General features: G+C 62.2%; 21 protein-coding genes and 1 tRNA gene. 9 read left to right on the top strand and 13 right to left on the bottom strand.

All coding sequences use genetic code 11. The annotated features are described in order from the left end of the window. Nucleotides 1-126 precede the first annotated feature (126 nt). A complete protein-coding gene (locus HYG81_RS25485) occupies nucleotides 127-486 on the top strand; it encodes a DUF7344 domain-containing protein (protein WP_180842453.1) in 360 nt (119 codons plus the stop codon). A gap of 65 nt (nucleotides 487-551) precedes the next feature. On the opposite strand, the gene HYG81_RS25480 is transcribed toward HYG81_RS25485, so the two are convergent. Together HYG81_RS25480 and HYG81_RS25475 are read right to left on the bottom strand one after the other, a co-directional pair. Beyond that, on the bottom strand, nucleotides 552-1,241 hold the full coding sequence (locus HYG81_RS25480; RefSeq protein WP_180842452.1) for a DUF7095 family protein: 690 nt from the start codon (nucleotides 1,239-1,241) through the stop codon (nucleotides 552-554). 97 nt (nucleotides 1,242-1,338) lie between these two features. After that, complete coding sequence (locus tag HYG81_RS25475; RefSeq protein ID WP_180842451.1) at nucleotides 1,339-1,812, bottom strand: DUF4442 domain-containing protein; 474 nt, start codon at nucleotides 1,810-1,812, stop codon at nucleotides 1,339-1,341. Between the two features lie 134 nt (nucleotides 1,813-1,946). Between HYG81_RS25475 and HYG81_RS25470 the strand changes: the two genes are divergently transcribed. Together HYG81_RS25470 and ncsA are read left to right on the top strand one after the other, a co-directional pair. Continuing rightward, on the top strand, nucleotides 1,947-2,666 hold the full coding sequence (locus tag HYG81_RS25470) for an alpha/beta fold hydrolase (protein WP_180842450.1): 720 nt from the start codon (nucleotides 1,947-1,949) through the stop codon (nucleotides 2,664-2,666). A gap of 188 nt (nucleotides 2,667-2,854) precedes the next feature. Continuing rightward, complete coding sequence (ncsA, locus tag HYG81_RS25465; RefSeq protein WP_180842449.1) at nucleotides 2,855-3,814, top strand: tRNA 2-thiolation protein NcsA; 960 nt, start codon at nucleotides 2,855-2,857, stop codon at nucleotides 3,812-3,814. A 7-nt stretch (nucleotides 3,815-3,821) separates the two neighbouring features. On the opposite strand, the gene HYG81_RS25460 is transcribed toward ncsA, so the two are convergent. The 4 genes from HYG81_RS25460 to HYG81_RS25445 form a co-directional block, all read right to left on the bottom strand. After that, complete coding sequence (locus HYG81_RS25460) at nucleotides 3,822-4,193, bottom strand: hypothetical protein (RefSeq protein ID WP_180842448.1); 372 nt, start codon at nucleotides 4,191-4,193, stop codon at nucleotides 3,822-3,824. 363 nt (nucleotides 4,194-4,556) lie between these two features. Next, a complete protein-coding gene (gene ftsZ, locus HYG81_RS25455; protein ID WP_180842447.1) occupies nucleotides 4,557-5,747 on the bottom strand; it encodes a cell division protein FtsZ in 1,191 nt (396 codons plus the stop codon). Nucleotides 5,748-5,749: 2 nt separating this feature from the next. Next, nucleotides 5,750-5,929 carry a ribbon-helix-helix domain-containing protein gene (locus tag HYG81_RS25450; protein ID WP_180842446.1) on the bottom strand — a complete coding sequence of 60 codons (180 nt, stop codon included), beginning with the start codon at nucleotides 5,927-5,929 and terminating at the stop codon, nucleotides 5,750-5,752. 196 nt (nucleotides 5,930-6,125) lie between these two features. Further along, complete coding sequence (locus tag HYG81_RS25445; RefSeq protein WP_180842445.1) at nucleotides 6,126-6,782, bottom strand: double zinc ribbon domain-containing protein; 657 nt, start codon at nucleotides 6,780-6,782, stop codon at nucleotides 6,126-6,128. Between the two features lie 125 nt (nucleotides 6,783-6,907). Here HYG81_RS25445 and HYG81_RS25440 point away from each other — a divergent pair. From HYG81_RS25440 to HYG81_RS25430, 3 genes are all read left to right on the top strand, one after another. Beyond that, a tRNA-Tyr gene (locus HYG81_RS25440) sits at nucleotides 6,908-6,981 on the top strand. A gap of 1,538 nt (nucleotides 6,982-8,519) precedes the next feature. Continuing rightward, a complete protein-coding gene (locus HYG81_RS25435; protein ID WP_180842444.1) occupies nucleotides 8,520-9,749 on the top strand; it encodes a thiolase domain-containing protein in 1,230 nt (409 codons plus the stop codon). Continuing rightward, nucleotides 9,749-11,173 (top strand): zinc ribbon domain-containing protein, encoded by a 1,425-nt coding sequence (locus tag HYG81_RS25430; RefSeq protein WP_180842443.1) that lies wholly within the window; start codon nucleotides 9,749-9,751, stop codon nucleotides 11,171-11,173. The genes HYG81_RS25435 and HYG81_RS25430 overlap by 1 nt, the downstream gene beginning before the upstream one ends. 141 nt (nucleotides 11,174-11,314) lie before the next feature. Here the strand turns inward: HYG81_RS25430 and HYG81_RS25425 are convergent, their stop codons facing one another. The 5 genes from HYG81_RS25425 to HYG81_RS25405 all read right to left on the bottom strand — a co-directional run bounded on the left by HYG81_RS25425 (nucleotide 11,315) and on the right by HYG81_RS25405 (nucleotide 15,580). Further along, nucleotides 11,315-12,538 carry an iron-containing alcohol dehydrogenase family protein gene (locus HYG81_RS25425; protein ID WP_180842442.1) on the bottom strand — a complete coding sequence of 408 codons (1,224 nt, stop codon included), beginning with the start codon at nucleotides 12,536-12,538 and terminating at the stop codon, nucleotides 11,315-11,317. A gap of 153 nt (nucleotides 12,539-12,691) precedes the next feature. Then, complete coding sequence (gene ribB, locus HYG81_RS25420) at nucleotides 12,692-13,384, bottom strand: 3,4-dihydroxy-2-butanone-4-phosphate synthase (RefSeq protein ID WP_226376041.1); 693 nt, start codon at nucleotides 13,382-13,384, stop codon at nucleotides 12,692-12,694. A gap of 145 nt (nucleotides 13,385-13,529) precedes the next feature. After that, nucleotides 13,530-13,973, bottom strand: a complete 444-nt coding sequence (locus HYG81_RS25415) for a DUF120 domain-containing protein (RefSeq protein WP_180842440.1) — start codon at nucleotides 13,971-13,973, stop codon at nucleotides 13,530-13,532. Nucleotides 13,974-14,005: 32 nt separating this feature from the next. Next, nucleotides 14,006-14,398: a VOC family protein gene (locus tag HYG81_RS25410; protein WP_180842439.1), complete on the bottom strand. Its 393-nt coding sequence runs from the start codon at nucleotides 14,396-14,398 to the stop codon at nucleotides 14,006-14,008. A gap of 18 nt (nucleotides 14,399-14,416) precedes the next feature. Next, nucleotides 14,417-15,580 carry an LLM class flavin-dependent oxidoreductase gene (locus HYG81_RS25405; RefSeq protein ID WP_180842438.1) on the bottom strand — a complete coding sequence of 388 codons (1,164 nt, stop codon included), beginning with the start codon at nucleotides 15,578-15,580 and terminating at the stop codon, nucleotides 14,417-14,419. A 143-nt stretch (nucleotides 15,581-15,723) separates the two neighbouring features. Here HYG81_RS25405 and HYG81_RS25400 point away from each other — a divergent pair, with 143 nt between their 5' ends. Continuing rightward, nucleotides 15,724-16,152 carry a nuclear transport factor 2 family protein gene (locus HYG81_RS25400; protein WP_180842437.1) on the top strand — a complete coding sequence of 143 codons (429 nt, stop codon included), beginning with the start codon at nucleotides 15,724-15,726 and terminating at the stop codon, nucleotides 16,150-16,152. A gap of 77 nt (nucleotides 16,153-16,229) precedes the next feature. Here HYG81_RS25400 and HYG81_RS25395 read toward each other — a convergent pair whose 3' ends face one another. Both HYG81_RS25395 and HYG81_RS25390 read right to left on the bottom strand, forming a co-directional pair. Further along, nucleotides 16,230-16,856, bottom strand: coding sequence for an FAD-dependent oxidoreductase (locus HYG81_RS25395; RefSeq protein WP_180842436.1), 627 nt, complete (start codon nucleotides 16,854-16,856; stop codon nucleotides 16,230-16,232). Between the two features lie 45 nt (nucleotides 16,857-16,901). After that, nucleotides 16,902-17,711 carry an alpha/beta fold hydrolase gene (locus HYG81_RS25390; RefSeq protein WP_180842435.1) on the bottom strand — a complete coding sequence of 270 codons (810 nt, stop codon included), beginning with the start codon at nucleotides 17,709-17,711 and terminating at the stop codon, nucleotides 16,902-16,904. Between the two features lie 463 nt (nucleotides 17,712-18,174). Between HYG81_RS25390 and HYG81_RS25385 the strand changes: the two genes are divergently transcribed. Then, nucleotides 18,175-19,092, top strand: a complete 918-nt coding sequence (locus tag HYG81_RS25385; RefSeq protein ID WP_255647686.1) for a CoA transferase subunit A — start codon at nucleotides 18,175-18,177, stop codon at nucleotides 19,090-19,092. A gap of 2 nt (nucleotides 19,093-19,094) precedes the next feature. Then, nucleotides 19,095-19,853: a CoA-transferase subunit beta gene (locus tag HYG81_RS25380; protein ID WP_180842434.1), complete on the top strand. Its 759-nt coding sequence runs from the start codon at nucleotides 19,095-19,097 to the stop codon at nucleotides 19,851-19,853. Nucleotides 19,854-19,935: the final 82 nt, after the last annotated feature.

Raw genomic sequence — 19,935 nt, 5'->3', positions numbered from 1 at the left:
CCGCTGATACGTGTTAGTGGGGCTTCTTGGTTTCGGCCCATTCTTGCGGACGATCATGAACGACGGATAAAGACCGTGAATACTTACGCCCCGCCACTATCCGACAGAACCGCCCATTGGGAGGTAATGACTGACTGGAATGGAGCAGGGAGCGAGGACTCCAATCTGATCGATTCGTCGTTTATCGCATTGAGTGATCCGTATCGTCGATCCCTCTGTCGGTACGCGATGCGGACGGAGGCGACGCGCGTTACGCACGAGGAACTCGTCGACTACGTCGTCGAACGAACGCCGGAGCCGGTCGCGGCGGACGCCGACCGACGGACCGTTGCGATAAAACTACGCCACGTCCATCTGCCGAAGCTGGCCGAGGCTGGACTGATCGAGTACGACCACCAGAGCGGTGTCGTTCGCGTCGATCGCGCGACGATCGCGGACCGCCTCGAGCGGACCCGTGCGACGATCGCGGACCTGCAGGACGTGTAAGGTCTAGTAGCCATTGAAACGATTTACACACTGACTCTCAGTGGCTACTACAGGTACCGACGACGTCAGATCACGTCGCCGCGTACCGTCACACCGTCCTGTCGCTCGCGCCAGGCGTGGAGCTCCCGTGCCGCCGTCTCGGCCTCGACGTCGTCCATCCCGAGCATCTCGAGCGCCGCGGACAGCGTCGGCAGGGCCAGCTCGCCCTCCCGGAGCTTCCGAAACGCCTCCTCGCTTCTGGTGCCGTCGGCCCAGAGACAGACTCCGCGGGGGTCGAGCAGCTGCGTGTAATCCTCGCGCAACTGCGCCCCGCGCAGCCGCTGGGTCACGTTGTCCTCGAACGACGAGTTACAGACCTCGAGGTGGATCGGTTCGTTGTCCCCGAGGAGGTGGGCCGCGAGACACTGCTCGGGTGCGGCGTGGCCGTTCGCGTTCGCCCGCAGAAAGCGAGGGTACTCGCGGGCCCAGTCGGCCCGGACGGTCTTGCCGACGCCCTCGATGCCGTGGGAGTCCCGGAACTGGGTGTCGGGGTCCGATCTGTCGCCGTCCGCGCTCGAGGTTGTTGGCTCGCTGTCGTCGCGCATCAGGATGTCCTTGGTAACGTAGACGTCCAGTCGCTCGACGGGATCGAGGCCGAGCGCCACGTCGCCGACGGCCCACACCTCGCGAACGGGCACCGGCATCCGCTCGTCCTCGACGGTGTCGACCAGCCCCTCGAGGCGGTCGACCGCGTGCTCCCGGTCGAATCCACTCATTACGCGGTTCTGGGGTCTCGAGTCGCAAAACGGTTTCCGTCAGCGTCTCTGAGCCGGCGGCGGAATCGACTCCGAATGCCCACTCGAGTTCGCGTATTCACGCGCCCTTGGAACGGTCCGTCGTCACGTAGACGGTTTTCCGAACGGTCGCGTGAACGATGCCGTCCTCGTCGACGAGTTCGACCGTGTAATGACGATCGACGGAATCGGTTTCCGCAGCCGCGAGTTCGGCGCGAATCGCCTCGATCTCCTCGTCGGGTATCGTAAACGTCGCGTACAGCGTCTCCCGACCGGGCTTTTTGAACCGGATCTCGGCTTCCCTGTCCCAGACGACGTAGTCGTCGCCGAGATTCTTCAGGAGCATCATCATGTAAAACGGGTCCACGGCGGCGTACATGCTCCCCCCGAAGATCGTTCCCACGTAGTTCTTCGTCCGCCAGTTCAGCGGGAGCTTCACGCGGACCTCCGTCCAGTCTGGTTCGATATGGGTGACGCGGGCACCGGTTCCGCGGTAGGCTGGAAAGAGATTGAACCCGACCCGATAGAGACGAGCGCGCGCTGACTCGAGCATGTCCCACTTCTCTCAGGGGTCGCCGAAAGCCGTTTGCAAACGCCGAGCACGTGTTCGACCGTTGGATCCGACGCTACCGGCACCACTTGTGTCACGCACGCAGATTTTTACCGTCTCCCGGCGAACGAAACCCCATGCGACACCGGATCTTCAACGAGGACGGCGACGAAGAACTCGTCTTCGTCATGGGCTGGGGCAACCGCTGGACGCACGAGAACGTCAGCTGGCTCATCGGGAAGTTGACCGAGGCCGGCTACCGTGTCCACGCGTTCGAACTCCCCACGAACATCGACGACTTCAAAGCCGACTGGCTCGAGCCGGTCGCCGAGTACGTCCGCGACATCGAGGAGTACCAGCTGCTGGGCCACAGCGCAGGGGCGCTCGTCGCACAGGCCCTCGACGGTGCGGACAACCACGTCTATCTGAGTCCGTGGTGGGGGTACGGCGAGGGGTTCCCGGAGCCGCTGCTCGAGGCGGTATCGATGCTGCCGACCACGTTCCCGTGTCTCCCGATCGGCACCCTCGACAGGGAGGCCCTGGGCGAGAAAGCGACCGACCACCAGCTCGCGACGACCCCATCGTGGGTCTCGCCGGCGTTCGTCCGGGAAACCCGCCGCGCACAGGAAGACCTGCTGGCGATCGACCACGACGCCGTCGTCTTCTGCTCGCTGCGCGACCCCGTCATCAGCCTCCGACCGATCGGCGAACGGGTCCCCGCCGAGCACGTCGTCCTCTACAACGGCGGGCACGAACTGTTCTCTTCGACCGGTCGCGAGCGATACGTCGACCGCCTGCTAACCGCACTCGAGGATGGAGCCGACGCCGTCGAGGAGCCAGACCGGATCCCCGCCTAACTCCACCCGACGTCTCGTTGCCGCGGCTCACTCGGAGCGTCTCGACCAGTGCAACGGAGTCGCGCCCGCCCCTCGAGCGGGGAACGCGGCTTCGCTGCTCCACACCGGCTGTAAGACACTCCGTGAGACACCGACCTCGCTTCCGCCAGACGAAACCGTGATTGGCGGTGACCGACAACGGACCGCTAATGGACTGTAATCGGTGCAACGAGGAGGCGATCATGCACGCCGCCTACTCCGGGGCACACCTGTGTACGGACCACTTCCGCGAGTCGGTCGAAAAGCGGGTGCGCCGCCGGATCCGTCGGGACGATCTCGTCCCCCACGATATAACGCCCGAGAACCCCCAGACCTGGGTGATCGGCCTCTCGGGCGGGAAGGATAGCGTCGTTCTCACACAGATCCTCCACGACACGTTCGCCGAGGACCCCCGCATCGAACTCGTCGGCCTGACGATTCACGAGGGGATCGAGGGCTACCGCGACAAGTCGGTCGAGGCCTGCGTCGAACTCAGCGAGGAACTGGGGATCCGCCACGAACTCGTCAGCTACGAGGAGGAGTTCGGCGTCCGGATGGACGATGTCGTCGAGGACGACCCCGAAAACATGGCTCCCTGTGCCTACTGCGGCGTCTTCCGGCGGGACCTCCTCTCGGAGTACGCAGAGGCGCTCGAGGCCGACCTCCTCCTGACGGGGCACAATCTCGATGACGAGGCCCAGACCGCGCTGATGAACGTCCTCGAGGGCGACGTCGAACAGATGGCGAAACACTTCGACGCCAGCCTCGGCCCGTTATCCGACCGCGAGGAACAGGACGAGTTCGTTCCGCGCGCGAAGCCGCTTCGGGACGTCCCCGAGAAAGAGGTCGCCCTCTACGCCCACGTCAACGACCTCCCGGCCCACATCACCGAGTGCCCCCACGCCAGCGAAGCGTACCGCGGCGAGATCCAGCAACTCGTCTACGACCTCGAGGAGAACCACCCCGGGACCCGCCACTCGATCCTCTCGGGATACGAGGAGCTAGCAGCGATCGCCGCCGAGAAGTACGCCGGCGACGACGGAGCCGACCTCCAGGAGTGCGTCGAGTGCGGCTCGACGACGACGCGAGAGGTCTGCCGGAAGTGTACGCTGCTCGAGTCGCTGGCCTGACCGAGCGTCACGAGAGCGCCGCCTCACAGTGTTTGCACGTCGTTCGATCCGGATCGTTCGGCGCACCGCAGGCGGCACAGTTCGTCGTGCCGGTCGCCCGACGAGCGTCTCTCGAGTCGGCAGCGTTCTCGGCGTCTCCGTCCGCGTCGATCGACTCGCCACAGTTCGGACAGTACCGAACCGATGGGTTTGACGGATCCGGGCGGTCTCCGCCCTTTCCGTTACCGTCGATAATCACGAGATCGACCGTCACGCTGCAGTCGGGGCAGTACCCAGTCTCATCGTGCGTTCGGTCGGTCTCCTTCGCTCGCTTTCGGTGGACCTGTATGACGCTGACCGCGAGTACCGTTCCGAACACCAGCCAGCCGATGGGTCCCATCGCGACGAACGCCCGACCAGCAGATACCCGCCGACGAGAAGTCCGACGGCCTTCAAGGCGATTTTGAGCGACACACTGTGTTCTCAATAGATAATTCGATGAAACTCTTTCCCTCGATGGGTTCGCTGTGTCCCCAGACAAATCTCGAAGCACGGTTGTATACGACCGTAAACGGCCGCCTCAGGAGTAGCGATGCTGGCGAGTCATCCGGCGGACTGGCGGTCGTTCGAGACGGACGTCACGCTGTGGCGAGTGATGGCTCTCGAGGGAACTGAACTGCGATAAAACGCGATCGACGAAACCGAGTCGGCACGAAGGTGGTGTGTCAGTGGTGTGTCCGTGCCGCGATCGGCCGATCACCGACTATCGGATGACGTCGACGCCGTTCTGTCGGTCGACTTTTTCGCGACCGCCGTCGCTTTGTGCGCCGTATCCGGAACCCGTCTTTTCGACGTTCTTGCTCGCGTCGAACTCGGCCTCGTTCACGCCCTCGATACTCTGGCGGGACTTGTCGGCCTGTTTCTGGGTCGTCGGTCCGAGCACCTGCGCGCTCTGGACGCCGGTCATGATCGCCATGACCCGCACCTTGCCCTTGTAGTTCTCCTGGATCCGGGCGCCCCAGATGACGTTCGCCGAGGCCTCGAGGCGCTCGGTGATGTTGTCCGCGATCCCCTCGGCCTCTTTCAGCGTGAGGTCGGGGCCGCCGGTAATGTGGACGAGTCCACCCGACGCACCGCGGTAGTCGACGTCCAGCAGTGGGTGGTTCATCGCGTCCTTGACGACCTCGTCGGTCTTGTTCTTGTCCTGCGTCTCGCCGACGAGCATCACCGCGACGCCGCCCTGGTTCATGATCGTGGACATGTCCGCGTAGTCCAGATTGATCAGGGACGGCTGGGTGATCGTCTCCGAGATGCCCTTGACGGTTTCGGCGATGATCTGGTCCATCACCGAGAACGCCTTGCCGATCGGCAGGTTCGGGACGTAATCGAGCAGCCGGTTGTTGTCGAGCACGATGATCGAGTCGGCCTGCTCGCGCAGCTTCTCGAGGCCTTCCTCGGCTTTCACCGTGCGGGCACGCTCGACGTTGAACGGCGTCGAGACCATCCCGACGACGATCGCACCCTGCTCTTTGGCGATCTTCGAGACGACGGGGGCGGCACCCGTACCGGTGCCACCGCCCATCCCCGCAGTCACGAACACGAGGTCCGCGTCGCCGAGGACCTCCTTGATCGTTCCCTGCGCCATCTCGGTCGCTCGCTCGCCCATCGAGGGGTCGCCGCCGGCGCCGAGCCCGTTCGTGAGCGATTTGCCGACGAGGATCTTCGTGTCGGCCTCGATCATCTTGAGGTGCTGTTTGTCCGTGTTGATCGCTACGGTGTCAGCACCGTCGACGCCGATGTTGTACAGTCGGTTGATGGTGTTGTTACCGGCACCGCCCGCACCGACGATGACGATTCGGGGCTCCCCGAACTCGTCGTCACCGTCCATCGGGGTGTCCATCTTCTGGGCTTCTTCCTCCGCGTTCTCCAAGGCGTCCTGGACGATATCCTGCATCGTTACACCTTGGCCCAGTTGCGTTTACTGGATTGTTCGGTGGGGCCGTCCCCTTGTTCGTTTATCATTTCACGGACGGCTGATCGGATCGCTTCGCTCCGGTTCGGGAATTCGCCCGAGTCGACTAATTGCTCTACCTCATCGATCTGCTGTTTCGGGATTCGCAGTGTCACACGCTCCATGATTGTATTCCCCGTTTGGGTAAGACGGTGGCGCGCCCCTGTCAGACGCAGCGTGTCTTACGTTTGAACCACCCGTCATCGGGCGATTTCCCGTCTTAACGACGGGTGTAAGACAATCCGTCTTACGCGACTAAGCCGATGTTTCCCATGGATAATAAAGGTTCCGGCGACTATGACTTTCCCCGTCTTACATCAGTCAGTACTGGGTACTGTCGGACTCGAGGACATCGGCTGCGGGTGTCCGACGACCGCAGCTGGGACAGAACGACCAGTCGGATCGAACCTCGTCGCCACACTCACAGAACAAGCGTCGGGAGGCCTTCTCGCCACAGTTGGGACAGTACATGTGATCGCCGTCGAGTCGGTCGCCACACTGGTTGCACTGTTGCCCGCCGCCTCGCCCATCGGGGGATTGCGCCCCTGCTCGGTCGGGAGCCTCCGCTGGCTCTCTGCCGCCCGGTGACTCTCCGTCGTTCGGTGTCGGATTGCGCGTCCGAGTCTGTCGTCGGTTGTCTGACGGCGATCCGTGCTCGTCAGACTGCATCGTCGCCCCCTCGAGCGAGATCGAGACGTTGACGTCCTGTGGCTCGGGCGACGGCGTCGGCTCACGGGCGTGTGAACCCGCGGGGTCGATGCCGAGTTCCCGGAGTCGGTCGTCGACGCTCTTGCGAACCAGGTCGTCGATCACATCCGTCCGGACGGGGTCCGATGCCGAGCGGTCCTCGCCGCTTGCGGCCTCGTTGCCCTCGAGGAACGATCGGAGCGCCGCTCGCATCGCCTCGCTCTTGGAGGCGTCGAGCTCCTCGAGTTGCTCGACGAGGTCATCGTCGGCGCGGAACGTGATCTTGCTCATAGCCGAACTACCGCTATGTTATCATTCCACCTATATCAATCATTCTTCTTTTCACCGCCGGTTACACGTTTATCCGACGTCGAATAATAACCCTTATGTGTACCACGGCGGCTACGTTTGGGTGCCCGCCCTTAGCTCAGACTGGTAGAGCAGTCGACTGTAGATCGACTTGCCCCCCGTTCAAATCGGGGAGGGCGGACTTTTAGGGATTTCAACCGACGAGCGAAGCGAGTCGCGAAAATTCAAAAAGTAGATCGCGACACGATTCGGGCACGGAAGCCGTGCGCCCACGCGCCCAAGCGAAGTTGTTCTACGTCTTACAGTGTTCAAGCGAGGAGGGGCAGCCTTTGTTTCCGTTGGTTACTCATAGATTGCGACGGCAGTATCTAGCTTCGTACCCTCAAGTTACATTCGTCACGTGATAGATGTATCCGATACGTGTTATAGTACTGTACAAACTATTCAAGATTCTATCTGACGCCTGTCCGGCTGACATCCCTCGAGTTGTGAAAGCGATTAACTCGAAGCCTGAGAGAGCGAAACCACTTCTCGATCATGTTCCGCTTAGCATAGTTGAGTTGAGTGTTCAGACATAACGGAACGAAGGGAGTAAGATTGATGGAGATATAGGCGAGAAACAAAGTCCCGAATAGATCGTGTTTTCGGGGGAGTCGCTGCAGAAACATCGCAGCCGGATTGGTGCCACACCGACCAACAACTGCGATAGCGAGAAGTGTTTTCTCGCCATTCATATTGTGGATTGTGACCAAAACCATATCTCCTCTCTATTGGCAGAAATATTATTAATGGTAGTTCGTGTCGGCTGTGTCACCCCAGAAATAGAGATATCTGATGGATGTAATAGAACGTTGCTCTCGTAACCGTCAACAGGTCTGAAACGCTGTCAGACAGCCGGTGTATCTAGTTCCAAATCAACTGATGAAAGCGTTCAACACCGATTGGGCGACGAACGCTTGTGTCTCTCGAAGCAAACGACCAGTTGCGTAGGGCCGGACAGCGACGCTCGAGCGTGATCGCCATCGCTCACGCGAACGATCTCAGCAACCGATTAGCCGTTTCTGCGTAAGGATCACCAAAACCATTTGAAAACGATAATGTTTGCAATTCTATCTCGCAATAGATATGTTCAATACTAGTCCGATTCCCATGTCTCTCATCTCTGCTATCGAGACCGCGGTAGGTCTCGTTTGGTTAATATGAAATAAAAGGAAATACTGGAGTATTGATGTTGTATTTATTGTGCAGTTCCTGTGAAAACCTAATGAGCTTGTTTCTTGCCGGCCGGAGATTTGAGTAGTGAAAATCATCTAATTATGGGCCAATAGTAGCGCTAGTACTTCTCACCGTCGAGTTGGATCACGGTTTCATCGATCGAAACGCGATCCGGATTGCGGTCAGTATCAGGTTGGAAATCAGTGTTGTGACTCAGTTTTGGACGGCCGATCGAGCCTATTTGGCATCGGATATGTCCGTAACTCTATCAGTATTCGAAAGCAGTAGTTCATCGGGATAGGTAGAGTACTCAGACTTATGAACGCCTTCAACGTTTCTTTCCACTCCACAAAACCCCAGTCAGCCCGATTGATACCAGAAGTGACGTATGCGCTTTCGGCATGGATCGCATAGAAAACGCCACACCGTATCCCGTCAATGCATCTGAACACCGCTGGGAAACCAACGGTATACTTATTCCGGTGTGACGACCATACTGTTTGTATGAGCGAGGCCTATTTAATCGGTGCCGGCCAATCGCCGTACGGTTCCTTTCCGGATGAAAGCTACCGGTCGTTGTTTCGGACGGCGTTCGAAGCGGCTATCGAGAGCGTTCCGAACGGGCTCGAGAGCAGCGACATCGACGAAGCGTTCGTCGGCACGCTCGGTGTCGGCGGACGCCAACTCGGCCTCTCGGGACCTGCAGTGACCGAACACGTCGGCCTCGGCGGCGTCCCCTGTACCCGGGTCGAGAACGCCTGTGCGGCGAGCGGGTACGCGACACGACAGGCTGTCCAGGCCGTCAAGTCCGGGATGTCCGATGTCGTACTCGCCAGCGGCTTCGAAATCATGTCCGACATGAGCTCCGATGCGACGAAGTACTGGCTCGGGGTCTCCGGCGAGACCGAGTGGGAGCGCCTCTCGGGCACCACGTTCTCCGGGGTTTACGCCCAGATGGCTTCGGTCCATATGGAACAGTACGGCACCACCCGCGAACAGCTCTCGCGAGTCGCGGTCAAGAACCACTCGAACGGCGCGAAGAATCCCCACGCACAACTAAACTTCGAGTGTTCACTCGAGGACGCCCAGTCCGCCCCCGTTGTCGCGGATCCGCTCAACCTCTATCACTGCTGTCCGACTTCGGACGGCGCGGCCTGTGCCCTAATTGTCAGCGAGGACGTCGTCGACGAGTACACTGACGATCCGATTCGGGTCGCTGGCGTCGGTGCCGGCAGCGACGACATCGGTCTGTTCCAGCGCGATACGTACACCGGAATCCCGGCCAGCCAGCGGGCCGCGGAATCGGCCTACGAGATGGCCGGCATCGGTCCCGACGACCTCGATTTCGCCGAACTCCACGACTGCTTTACCATCGCCGAACTACTGGCGTACGAGGATCTGGGCTTCTGCGAACGCGGCGAGGCCGGGCAGTTGATCGAGTCCGGTGCGACCGAACTCGGCGGCGACCTTCCGGTCAACACCTCGGGCGGACTCAAGTCCAAGGGCCACCCCATCGGCGCGACGGGAGCCGGCCAGGTCGTCGAAGTGTTCAAACAGCTCTCGGGGAACGCGGGCGAACGACAGGTCGAGAATCCGATCCGTGGACTCACCCATAACGTCGGCGGGAGCGGTGGTGCCGCCGTCGTTCACGTTTTCGAGCGCGAGGAGCGTCGCTCCTCGAGGAACTCGAGCGGACCCCGTCCGCGAGAGAAGGAATCGGAGGTGAGCGCGTGATGACGGCGATCACTGGTATCGGCGCATACGCGCCGCGCTTTCGCATCACGGCTGACGCCTTCGAGGACGCGTGGGGGCAGTTCCACGCCGCCGGCATCAACGAGAAGGCCGTCCCCGCGGCCGACGAGGACCCGCTGACGATGGGCTACGAGGCCGCGACCCGTGCGCTCGAGGCCGCCGACATCGACGCAGCGAGCGTCGACTGGTTCGCGTTCGCGTCCTCCCGGCCGCCGGCTGCCGAGGAGGATCTGACCGCTCGGCTGGGCGCAATGGTCGCCCTCTCCGAGTCGGCGACCCGCCAGCTGTTTACGGGCAGCACGCGCGCCGGAACCCGCGCGCTCTGGGCCGGACTCGACGCACTCGAGGCCGACGCCACGACCGCGCTCGTCGTCGCGGCCGACGCGCCGAAGGGCGACTCCGACGACGTGAGGGATCACGCCGCCGGAGCCGGTGGGGCAGCGTTCGTCCTCGAGGAGGATGGCCCGGTCGAAATCGTCGATCGCGCCGAGTACGCCGCACCGTATCCGGGAACCCGGTTTCGCAACTCCGGCGAAGACGAGACCCGCGGTCTCGGAGTTACCCAGTACGATCGGCAAGCGTTCACCGAGACCATCGGCGGTGCCGTCGCCGGCCTCGAGGTCGATCCCGAGCCGGAAGCGGCCGCGATCCAGGCCCCCGATGGCAAGCTTCCCTACCGCGCGACGGGTGCAGCCGGCGTCGGCACCGACGAGATTCGGGCCGCCACAGTGGTCCACGAGCTGGGCGACCTCGGCGCTGCGAGCGTCCCCGTCTCGGTCGCGACCGCACTGGAAGAGGGCTACGACTCGGTGCTGTCCGTCTCCCACGGCAGCGGTGCAGGTGCCGATGCGTTCGTCGTCGAGACGGACGGCGAGGTACCCACGAGCACCGCACTCGAGGGCGACGATCCGCTCTCGTACGCGGAGTACCTGCGCCAGCGCGGCGTCGTGACCACGGGGCCGCCATCGGGCGGCGGCGCGTACGTCAGCGTCCCCGCGTGGCGGCGCTCGATTCCCCAGCGCTACCGGCTCGAGGCCGGCCGCTGTCCCGAGTGCGGCGCGCTCTCGTTCCCGCCGCGCGGTGCCTGCAGCGAGTGCGGGTCGCTCGTCGAGTACGAATCGGCCGCCCTCTCCGGGAGGGGAACCGTCGAGGCCGTCACGACGATCTCTCAAGGCGGTGCCCCGCCGGAGTTCGCCGAACAGCAGGCTCGGTCGGGCGACTACGTGGCGATGATCGTCGCCCTCGAGGCCGAGCGCGGCGACGGGATCGCGAGCATCGCGGCGATGGGAACCGACGCCGACCCCGACGCGTTCGCGGTCGGCGACCGGATCGAAACGACGATCCGCCGGATCTACACGCAGGAAGGCGTTACTCGGTACGGATTCAAGGTTCGGCCGGTGGAGTGAGTCTCCTCGAACTCGAGGGGTGCGGATTCCTCGACAACACCGATGGCCGACAGCGTGGCGACGATATCCGCGCGGTCGGTCTCGACTATTGGCGGCAGTCGGACGCCCCGGATCGTACTCGCGGTGAGCGCGTCGATCACGTCACCACATCCGCTCGAACACCGCTTCGATATCGGACTGCGTCGCCTCGAGTCCCCGCGGCCCGGCTTCCATGAACGGATCCTCGACGACCGCCTGCGCGAGTTCGGGAAAGTGACTCCGCTCCGTCCCCTCGACCGACCGGAGTTCCGACGGGAGCTCGAGGGCGTCTCGCGTCTCTGCGACGGCGTCGACGACCGCGTCGGCTGTCTCCTCGGCGGTGGCCGTCTCGTCGCGAACGCGGAACGCTTCGGCCAGCAGGTCCCGGCGACCGTCGACCTGCTCGAAGAGATAGCCGAGCACGTGCGGTGCGGCGATCGCGTGTGCGACTCCCTGCTGGACCTCGTAGTTCCGCGCGATGGCGTGGCCGAACGAGTGAACGACGGAGGCTCGATACGCGTTCGGGGTCGACAGCCCGTACTGGGCCGCGGCGATCCCTCGAACGATTCGGGAGAGATCGTCCTCGCTCGTCGAGTCCGCGGTAATCGCCGGCAGCCCCTCGTACAGCAGTTGGACGCCCCGAACCGCCGTTCCGTCGGTGATGGGGTTGTGGTGTCTGGTGTACAGCATCTCGATCCCCTTGTCGAACCCGTTCATCGCCGACCGGGCGAGGATGCGTTCCGGCGTCGTGGCGAACAGTTCCAGGTCGTGGAAAACCGCCGTCGGCATCAGCCGGCTGTCGGAGACGCCGGCGCTGGGGATTTCGGATTTGTCCTGGCCGTCGGGGTCTAGACTGAGTTTGACGCCCGCGACCTGCGAGAGATCGGCACCGGGGAGGGTCGTCGGAACCGCAAAGATGTCCGTCAGTTCGACGCCCTCGTCGGGGAGGACCATTGTTTCCCGGTCCAGAATCTCGTCCGCGACGTCCTCGAGCGGTCGGTCGTGTCCGGCGAGAACGCTGATCTGTTTCGCGATGTCGAGGCTGCTCCCACCGCCGAGCGCGATGAGCGCGTCGACGTCCTCCTCGCGGACGCGCTGCGCACCGTCGTACGCGGTCTGCAGGTACTTCTCCGGCGTCACTCCGTCGAAGGTACCGACGAGCCGGTCGCCGGCCCCGTTCTCGACCGGCTCCATCACGACGGGGACCTCGGAGAGGGTCCCATCGGTGACGATGAGGGCCCGCGAGAGGCCGTGACGGTCGAGTTCCGATTCGATAGTCGCGACGATACCCGGGCCGTGGTGGATCGCGGCCGGTTCGTACTCGAAGGTAAAGGAATTCCCGTTCATTTCGACCACTGACCGCTTCGACCTGTGAATATATAATAGTCGTCGCCGCCGAATGCCGTCACCGGAGCGAACCGCGCCATCCGCCGGGTATTTTCCGGTCAATGTGAGCAAATCCTGCCCGTCTACTCGACTCGTAGCGCCCCAGTTTTCGCTTCAATCGGCCGTGCCGAGTTCGTCGATGATCGTCGACTCGTCGAGGAAGACGAAATCGTTATCTGCGGCGTAGGACGCCGCGTTGGTACGGGAGAGCGCACCGCCAGTCTCGTCGTCGAGCATTTCACAGACGACGGCGGCCGGCGGGACGCCGGCCCGCTCGGCGAGCGCGACACCGAGCTCCGTGTGTCCCTGCCTGTCCTCAAGGAGGTTCGGCGCGGCCTTCAACAGGTGAACGTGTCCCGGAACGTCGAACTCGGCGGCGAACTCCGTCTCGCTCGGGCGCTGCGCCGCCTCTCCGAGCGCGGAGATGGTGAGCGCCCTGTCGTTGTCGACGACTCCGGTGAAGGTCTCTCGGTGATTGACCGTCAGGGAGAACGACGATCGATCGTCGTATTCGATTTCGGTGTCAGTCGTCGCCGGATGGTCGATCACCTCGTCGATGAACGATAATCCGAACGCCTCGGCGACGTCGTACGCCAGCGCAACGCAGATGAGTCCGCCCGCGTCGTTCCGGAGGCGAGCGACGTCGGACGGGGTCACGGCATACGCGGGATAGACGAGGTCGACCTCGTTTTCGCGCTCGGCGGCGTCGTGAATCAACACCGGCTCGCCCCGTTTGAACGCCTCGACGGCGTTCTCTACCCCGCCGTCGGGGTCTTTCTGGCGGTAACTGTAGCTATCCGGAAGCATACTGTCACTCCACATCGAAACTCACCGTCGTCGTCCGCAATTCGTTGATTCGCATGAAACACCGTGTGGTATGATGACATGCCAAATAAACGTTGCTGTCACATCGTGAGCGATCGGCGCTGGAACGCGCCACCGATCCAGTGTTTTAATTCGAGAGCGATCCACTATCCATGGTATCGGTATCCGACGGCGCAGATTCGACGCGAATCGTAAGCGTCGCATCATCGGAGAGATCGAACCGTTCCCGGAGATTGACGGGGGAGATGAGCTCGAGCGTCGACGTATCGTGGTCGGTCCGTTTCGGAACGATGGCGTGCAAGCGGACGGACTCGTCGGCATCGACGACTGAAGCGGGATAGCAGTAGACGATCCCGAACGAGCGGTCCCCGTCCTGCCAGCCGTCGATACGTATCGGCTCGAGTCGCTCGAGTCGCTCAGCGACCGAACGGGGAAGCTCGAGGTTGAGCGTTCCGGGATACGGTTCGTACCCCAATTCGTCCCGAAACTGCCGAGAATATCCCTCTAGGGAGACGAACTCTTTGCCTCTCCCGAACCCACTGGTAACGGTTCCGTTTACGGTAACTGTCATGTGTTGGATCTATGATCGTACTCCGATCGTCCCTACTGCGGGGCCGAGATTTCGACCGTGTAGTCGTCGGGATCGGACAGGAGGGCCATCCGTCGTCCCCACTCGACGTCGGTCGGTTCCATCCGGACCGTCTCGGCCGCTTCGGCCGCCCGCTCGCAGATGGCGTCGACTGTGTCCGGCTCGTCGACGCCGATCGCGACGATAACGCCTCGTCCCCGTTCGTCGCCGGGTTCGTCCAGTCCGAACGCGTCCAGTACCTCCCGATCGAAGTCCGCCTCGAGGACGAGCGTACACTCCCCGGTGTCGAACTCCGCGTTCCCGTCGTTTCTCTCCGCGGGCGCTACCCCGACGAGGTCCCGGTAGAACGCCACTGAGGCCTCGAGGTCCGAGACCATCAACAGCGTCTGGTGAAGCGATGGCGACATGGCTGTCTTCGACCCGCCTCAGGGGTTGACGTCGCCGATCTTGTCGACTTCGGGCTTGACCTCGTCGGCGTACAGTCGGAGGTTCTTGCGGACCTTCCAGTCGGGGAGGTCGCCGAAGTGGAACTGACCGACGATCCGCCCGAACCCGCCGACGGCTTCGTACTGTTTCTCGAGTTGTTCGACGACGTACTCGGGGGTGCCGACGATCGTCTCGCCGTACTCCTGGAACTCCTCGAAGTCGTAATTGAACGCGAACTCGCCATGTGGGTGGAGCTGTTCGACGTACTCGTCCCACTTCTCGGGGTCGTAGGGCTGATCGCCCATCATGCCCGCCGAGACGCCGATGTGGACGCCGGCGGTGAGCGTCTGATAGAACTTCCGGAGGTGCGGCTCCGCTTCCTCGCGGGCTTTTTCCATCGTCTCGGCGACGTAGATGGCTCGCATGACGCTGAAGTCTTCGTCGCTGGGGCTCCAGCCGTAGTCTTCCTCGGCGTACTGGCGATACTCGCCGAATTTCTCGGTGATGGTTTCGACCGGCTGGAAGACCAGCCCCGTCGGAACCTGTTTTTCGGCGGTAAAGCGCAGCGACTCTTCGCTCTCGGCCGGCATCCAGAGCGGCGGGTGCGGATCCTGATAGGGTCGGGGCCAGATGTAGACGTTCTCGTACTGGTAGTGTTCGCCGTCCCAGTCGAAGGGCTCGTCGGCGGTCCAGGACTTGATGATCAGATCCCACGCCTCTTCGAAGCGACTGCGGGACTCCTCCATGTCGATCCCGTACGCGAGGTACTCGCTGGGGATGCCGCGGGGGAAGCCGCTGATGATCCGACCTTCGGTGATGTTGTCCAGCATCGCGAGTTCCTCCGCGAGTCGGATCGGGTTCTCGCGAAGCGCCGGCAGATTCCCGAAGAACGCGATCGTGGTATCGTCTGTGCGGGCCGCCAGGTTCGACGCCGTGATGTTCGGACTCGGCTGCAACCCGTAGGCGTTGAAGTGGTGCTCGTTGACGCCGATCCCGTCGAATCCCAGGTCGGCAGCGTACTCGAGTTGGCTGAGATAATCTTGATAATACTGTGCCCCCTTCTCCGGATCGTACTCGTGTTCGGCCCAGGGCCAGGCGGATTTCTTTTCGGTGATATTATCAATATCTTGATACGGCATCAGATGGAACACAAAGGTTTCCATGTGGTCATTGTTCACATGGTACCACTTAATAGTACCTGCTGACCGTCTGAACCGGCGATATATTCTGCACCGCCCCGATCGCTCGAGCGGGTTCTAGCAACCGGCGGAAGTATTATTGGACCGTACGTGCGTCAATTACTACCATGGGAGAGAGCCCAGACGCAGCTATCGAACGAAAAGGTATCGTCCTCGAGTACTTCAGGCGGTTAGATCGCGGAGACGACCTCCTCGAACTCTTCGCGGACGACGCCCGCGTGTTCTATCCGAAGTGGGGGATCGCGACCGGACACGAGGAGATCGGAGAGATGTTCGGCGACGTCGGCGGTATCGTCTCGTCGATGTCTCACGACTACGAAACGTTCAACTACGTTATCGACGGCGACATCGTCGTCGTCGAGGGGACGAGTACCGGCGAGACCGCAGCGGGAACGGAGTGGCGACCGGACGGAACGCCCGGTGGTGGCCGCTGGTGTGACGTGTTCGAGGTACGGGACGGCGAAATCCAGCGCCTGTTCATCTATCTCGACCCCGATTACGCGGGGACGGACACGGAGCAGTATCCCTGGCTCTAGGGCGATAGCAACCGGGGAACTCGAGTCTCCCCGGTATGGCATCTCTGAATAGAACCTCCGAATAGCGGCTCGATCGATTACTCGGGCCCGAAGCTCTCTATCTCGACGGTATCGAGGTCGACTCCAACTCGAGTGAGCGCTTCTTTCGTCTCTTCGACGAACTGTTGGAAGCCGAACGCGTAGATTTCGACCGCGGAGAGCTCGAGCGATTCAACTGCGGCCTCGAGATCGTCCGACAAAATGACTGTTGCACCGCCTTCCTCCAGGGTCGTGAGCCGATCTTCGTGTGGCGGTTGACTGCCGCCGTAGACGATCGTCACGTCGTGATCCAGCCGCCGGGCGCGCTCGGCGATGCCGACCGCCGGGCCGATACCGGGTCCGCTCGCGAACACGAGGGCATCACCGTCGTCGACGTACTGGATGTCGCCGAACGGTCCCTCGACGGTGATCGTCTCGCCGAGCGTGCGTTCGACGAGCCAGGGTCCGAGCGTCCCGTCGGGATCGGCCGCGACCGTCAGTTCGAATCGCTCCTCGACGTCGGGAGACGAAATCGTGTAATACCCGGTTTCTTCCTCGCCATCGACGGTCGCCCGGACCAAGACGAACTGTCCGGGGTACGCCTCGAAATCGGCCGGCGCTTCGACTTCGATCGCGGCAGTTCGATTACCGACGTCCTCGAGTCTGGTAATTTGCAGTTCCGGCATACCGTACTCTCCCAGTGAACGGAGTAAAAAGATTCGGTCGGTGCACTACACCTTGAGGGCGAACTCCCGGAGTTCGCGGTTGAACCGCTCCGGTCGCTCCCAGAACGGCGAGTGACCCGTCTCCGGATAGACGGACCGCTCCGCGTCGTCGATGAGCTCGGCGTACTGTCGCGAGGCCTCGGGGAGCACGACGGCGTCTTCGTCGCCGTGCGTGAGGAGGAGGGGGACGTCTAGTTCCTCGAGTTCGGTTTCGTGGCTCACCGTTCGATCACGGAGACTGTCGCGGACGTGCGGCGGGACGATGACGTTGTATCCCAACATGTAGGATCGGTCTTCCGGCGAGAGATCGTCGGAGACGCACAGTTCCACGAACTGCCGCATCGTTTCGACGCTCTCCTCGGCGTCGGTCGAAACGAATCCCGGTACGAGCTCGATGTACTCCGGTCCGAGCCGTTCGGTCGCTACCTCCGTGCCGATCGACGAAATCGCGCCGACGAGGTTGATACCTGCAACGTCGTCCGTTCCGAAGGCCTCGACGTAGTCGAGGACGACCAGTCCACCGTACGACCAGCCGACGAGGATGACGTCGTCCAGGTCGAGCGCTTCCATGACCGAGCGAACGTCCTCGGCCCACAGTTCGGACGCCTCGTACGCGTCGCGAGGCTTGTCCGAGTCGCCGTGGCCGCGGTTGTCCATCGCGACGAGTCGGAGCTCGTCCGTGAGTCTCGACTCGAACTGCTTTCGCCAGCACAGCCGACTCTGGGAGTAGCCGTGAACGAGCAACACCGGCTGGCCGCTGCCGACCGCCTCAACGTGAAGCGCCAGATCGCCGCTATAGACGGTGTGGGAAACCATGGTAACGTATCTCTTCCGATACGTATTCATTTTTGGGATCACAGCCGTCAGTCCGGATACCGCCGGAATCTCGCGATCAGCGGTAGCGAACGGACTCGAGTTAGCCTTCGATCCCGGTCGACTGGTCATAGCTGTTCTCTCTTCGCTTGTGTATTGTGAACTCATGTCGGGACTACTGACCGGAAAGACAGCCGTCGGTACGGCGGCATCTGCTGCGGTATCGCACTGAAACACGGGTCCATCGGAGCCTTCGAGCCCGAAACTCGGGTTGACGAACAATTCGGTCCTGGAGCCCATCTCAATAGGGCATCGGTACGATACTGCTGTCGCGACTCATAACCGGCCGAAATTATCGGTACGATATCCATTGTGGAACCTGAGATTTATTATATGATGCTGGCTAACGATTACCGTGGTTCGGACAACCAACAGTCTGAGTTGTTACCATGGAGGATAGTACAAAATGGCAGACATAGTGAACATGGAGTGCGCGATCTCGGCGGCCGTTGACGACGGACAACGCCTGTACCTCGGCGGATTCACGCATCTCATCCCGTTCGCCGCAGGGCACGAGATAATTCGGCAGGAATACCGGGATCTCGATCTCGTTAGGGCGACACCGGACCTGATTTACGACCAGATGATCGCGGCGGGCTGTGCGAGCAAGGTGACCTTCTCCTGGGCGGGAAACCCCGGCGTCGGCAGCCTCCGCGCGTTCCGGCGGGCAGTCGAAGACGGGATTCCGAACGAGATCGCGATCGAGGAGTACTCGCACTTCGGTCTCGTTTCCCGACTGGCCGCTGGCGCGCAGGACCTCCCGTTCCTGCCGCTCCGTACGTACATCGGATCGGACTACCCGGATCACACCGACGCGATCAGGATCCTCGAGAACCCGTACGACGACGGCCCGGACGAGATCCCGGTGGTCCCACCCCTCAACCCGGACGTCGCGATCGTCCGCGCCCAGCGAGCCGACGAGGAGGGGAGCGCACAGCTGTGGGGAATCCTTGGCGAGATCGTGGAGGCGGCGTTCGCCGCCGACACCGTCGTCCTGAGCGTCGAAGAAATCGTGGACAAACGGGTCATCCGGAGCGATCCGAACAGAACGCTCATTTCGGGAACGGCGGTCGACTACGTGGTCGAGGAGCCCTACGGCTCGCACCCCTCGTACGCGCAGGGGTACTACGACAGGGACAACGAGGCGTACCTCGAGTGGGACCGTCAATCCGAGACGCACGAATCAACGACGGAGTGGCTCGACGAGTGGGTGTACGGCGTCGACGACCGAGCCGAGTACCTCGAGAAGGTGGCGACCGACCGGTTCCTCGACTTGCAGCCCCAGACGAGCTACGCGACACCGATCGATATGGGTGACTACTGACGATGACCGAGTACACGGATACCGAACTGATGATTTCTCGCGCGGCACAGGAACTACAGGACGGCGACACAACGCTCGTCGGGGTCGGAATCCCCAACCTCGCCTGCAATCTCGCGAAACGAACGCACGCGCCGGACCTGGAGCTGATCTACGAGTCAGGGACCATCGACTCGAACCCGTCGAAATTACCCCTCTCCATCGGCGATCCCGTCCTCGCGACGGGCGCCCGGAGCATCGTTCCAATGATACAGGGGTTCGGCTATTACCTCCAGTCCGGACGCATCGACGTCGGCTTTCTCGGCGGCGCACAGATCGATCGCCACGGAAACATCAACTCGACGGTCATCGGCGACTACGACGATCCGAACGTGCGCCTTCCCGGCAGCGGTGGTGCATGCGAAATCGCGAGCAACACGGATCGGACAATAATTATCACGCCCCACAGTAGCCGCCGATTCCCGGACGAAGTCGACTTCGTCACGAGCCCCGGCTACGTCGGCGGTCGCGACAACCGCGAGCAACTGGGCCTCCGCGGCGGCCCCGAAGCCGTCATCACGGACAAAGCGGTGATGCGCTTCGACGACGGCGGCGAGCTGTACGTCGAGTCGCTGCATCCCGGCGTGACGAGAGACGTCGTTCAGAACGCGACCGGCTGGGAACTGCAGTTCGGCTCCGACCTCGTCGAGACGGTGCCACCGACCGAGCAGGAGCTCGATCTCATCCGAAACGAGCTGGATCCGGACGGCGTCTACACGGAGTGAAAATCTTGTCGCCGTGTATCGGTTATCCACTCTCGAGACCGCTCGAGATGTCCTCTTGAACGTTCTCAGAATGCATATAAAT

The sequence above is a fragment of the Natrinema zhouii genome (genome assembly GCF_013456555.2).
GTDB classification, from domain to species: domain Archaea; phylum Halobacteriota; class Halobacteria; order Halobacteriales; family Natrialbaceae; genus Natrinema; species Natrinema zhouii.
Note: the sequence above shows the minus strand (reverse complement) of the source record. Positions and strands in the feature narration are given on the sequence as shown.

Bases quoted from the DNA above. Each gene is read 5' to 3' on its own strand.
- HYG81_RS25470 (WP_180842450.1), top strand. From the start codon at position 1,947: ATGCGACACCGGATCTTCAACGAGGACGGCGACGAAGAACTCGTCTTC.
- HYG81_RS25450 (WP_180842446.1), bottom strand. From the start codon at position 5,929: ATGGAGCGTGTGACACTGCGAATCCCGAAACAGCAGATCGATGAGGTA.
- HYG81_RS25405 (WP_180842438.1), bottom strand. From the start codon at position 15,580: ATGGAAACCTTTGTGTTCCATCTGATGCCGTATCAAGATATTGATAAT.
- HYG81_RS25480 (WP_180842452.1), bottom strand. From the start codon at position 1,241: ATGAGTGGATTCGACCGGGAGCACGCGGTCGACCGCCTCGAGGGGCTG.
- HYG81_RS25435 (WP_180842444.1), top strand. From the start codon at position 8,520: ATGAGCGAGGCCTATTTAATCGGTGCCGGCCAATCGCCGTACGGTTCC.
- HYG81_RS25430 (WP_180842443.1), top strand. From the start codon at position 9,749: ATGACGGCGATCACTGGTATCGGCGCATACGCGCCGCGCTTTCGCATC.
- HYG81_RS25460 (WP_180842448.1), bottom strand. From the start codon at position 4,193: ATGGGACCCATCGGCTGGCTGGTGTTCGGAACGGTACTCGCGGTCAGC.
- HYG81_RS25425 (WP_180842442.1), bottom strand. From the start codon at position 12,538: ATGAACGGGAATTCCTTTACCTTCGAGTACGAACCGGCCGCGATCCAC.
- HYG81_RS25475 (WP_180842451.1), bottom strand. From the start codon at position 1,812: ATGCTCGAGTCAGCGCGCGCTCGTCTCTATCGGGTCGGGTTCAATCTC.
- HYG81_RS25445 (WP_180842445.1), bottom strand. From the start codon at position 6,782: ATGAGCAAGATCACGTTCCGCGCCGACGATGACCTCGTCGAGCAACTC.
- ncsA (WP_180842449.1), top strand. From the start codon at position 2,855: ATGGACTGTAATCGGTGCAACGAGGAGGCGATCATGCACGCCGCCTAC.
- HYG81_RS25380 (WP_180842434.1), top strand. From the start codon at position 19,095: ATGACCGAGTACACGGATACCGAACTGATGATTTCTCGCGCGGCACAG.
- ftsZ (WP_180842447.1), bottom strand. From the start codon at position 5,747: ATGCAGGATATCGTCCAGGACGCCTTGGAGAACGCGGAGGAAGAAGCC.
- HYG81_RS25485 (WP_180842453.1), top strand. From the start codon at position 127: ATGACTGACTGGAATGGAGCAGGGAGCGAGGACTCCAATCTGATCGAT.
- HYG81_RS25385 (WP_255647686.1), top strand. From the start codon at position 18,175: ATGGCAGACATAGTGAACATGGAGTGCGCGATCTCGGCGGCCGTTGAC.
- HYG81_RS25410 (WP_180842439.1), bottom strand. From the start codon at position 14,398: ATGTCGCCATCGCTTCACCAGACGCTGTTGATGGTCTCGGACCTCGAG.
- HYG81_RS25395 (WP_180842436.1), bottom strand. From the start codon at position 16,856: ATGCCGGAACTGCAAATTACCAGACTCGAGGACGTCGGTAATCGAACT.
- HYG81_RS25415 (WP_180842440.1), bottom strand. From the start codon at position 13,973: ATGACAGTTACCGTAAACGGAACCGTTACCAGTGGGTTCGGGAGAGGC.
- HYG81_RS25400 (WP_180842437.1), top strand. From the start codon at position 15,724: ATGGGAGAGAGCCCAGACGCAGCTATCGAACGAAAAGGTATCGTCCTC.
- HYG81_RS25390 (WP_180842435.1), bottom strand. From the start codon at position 17,711: ATGGTTTCCCACACCGTCTATAGCGGCGATCTGGCGCTTCACGTTGAG.
- ribB (WP_226376041.1), bottom strand. From the start codon at position 13,384: ATGCTTCCGGATAGCTACAGTTACCGCCAGAAAGACCCCGACGGCGGG.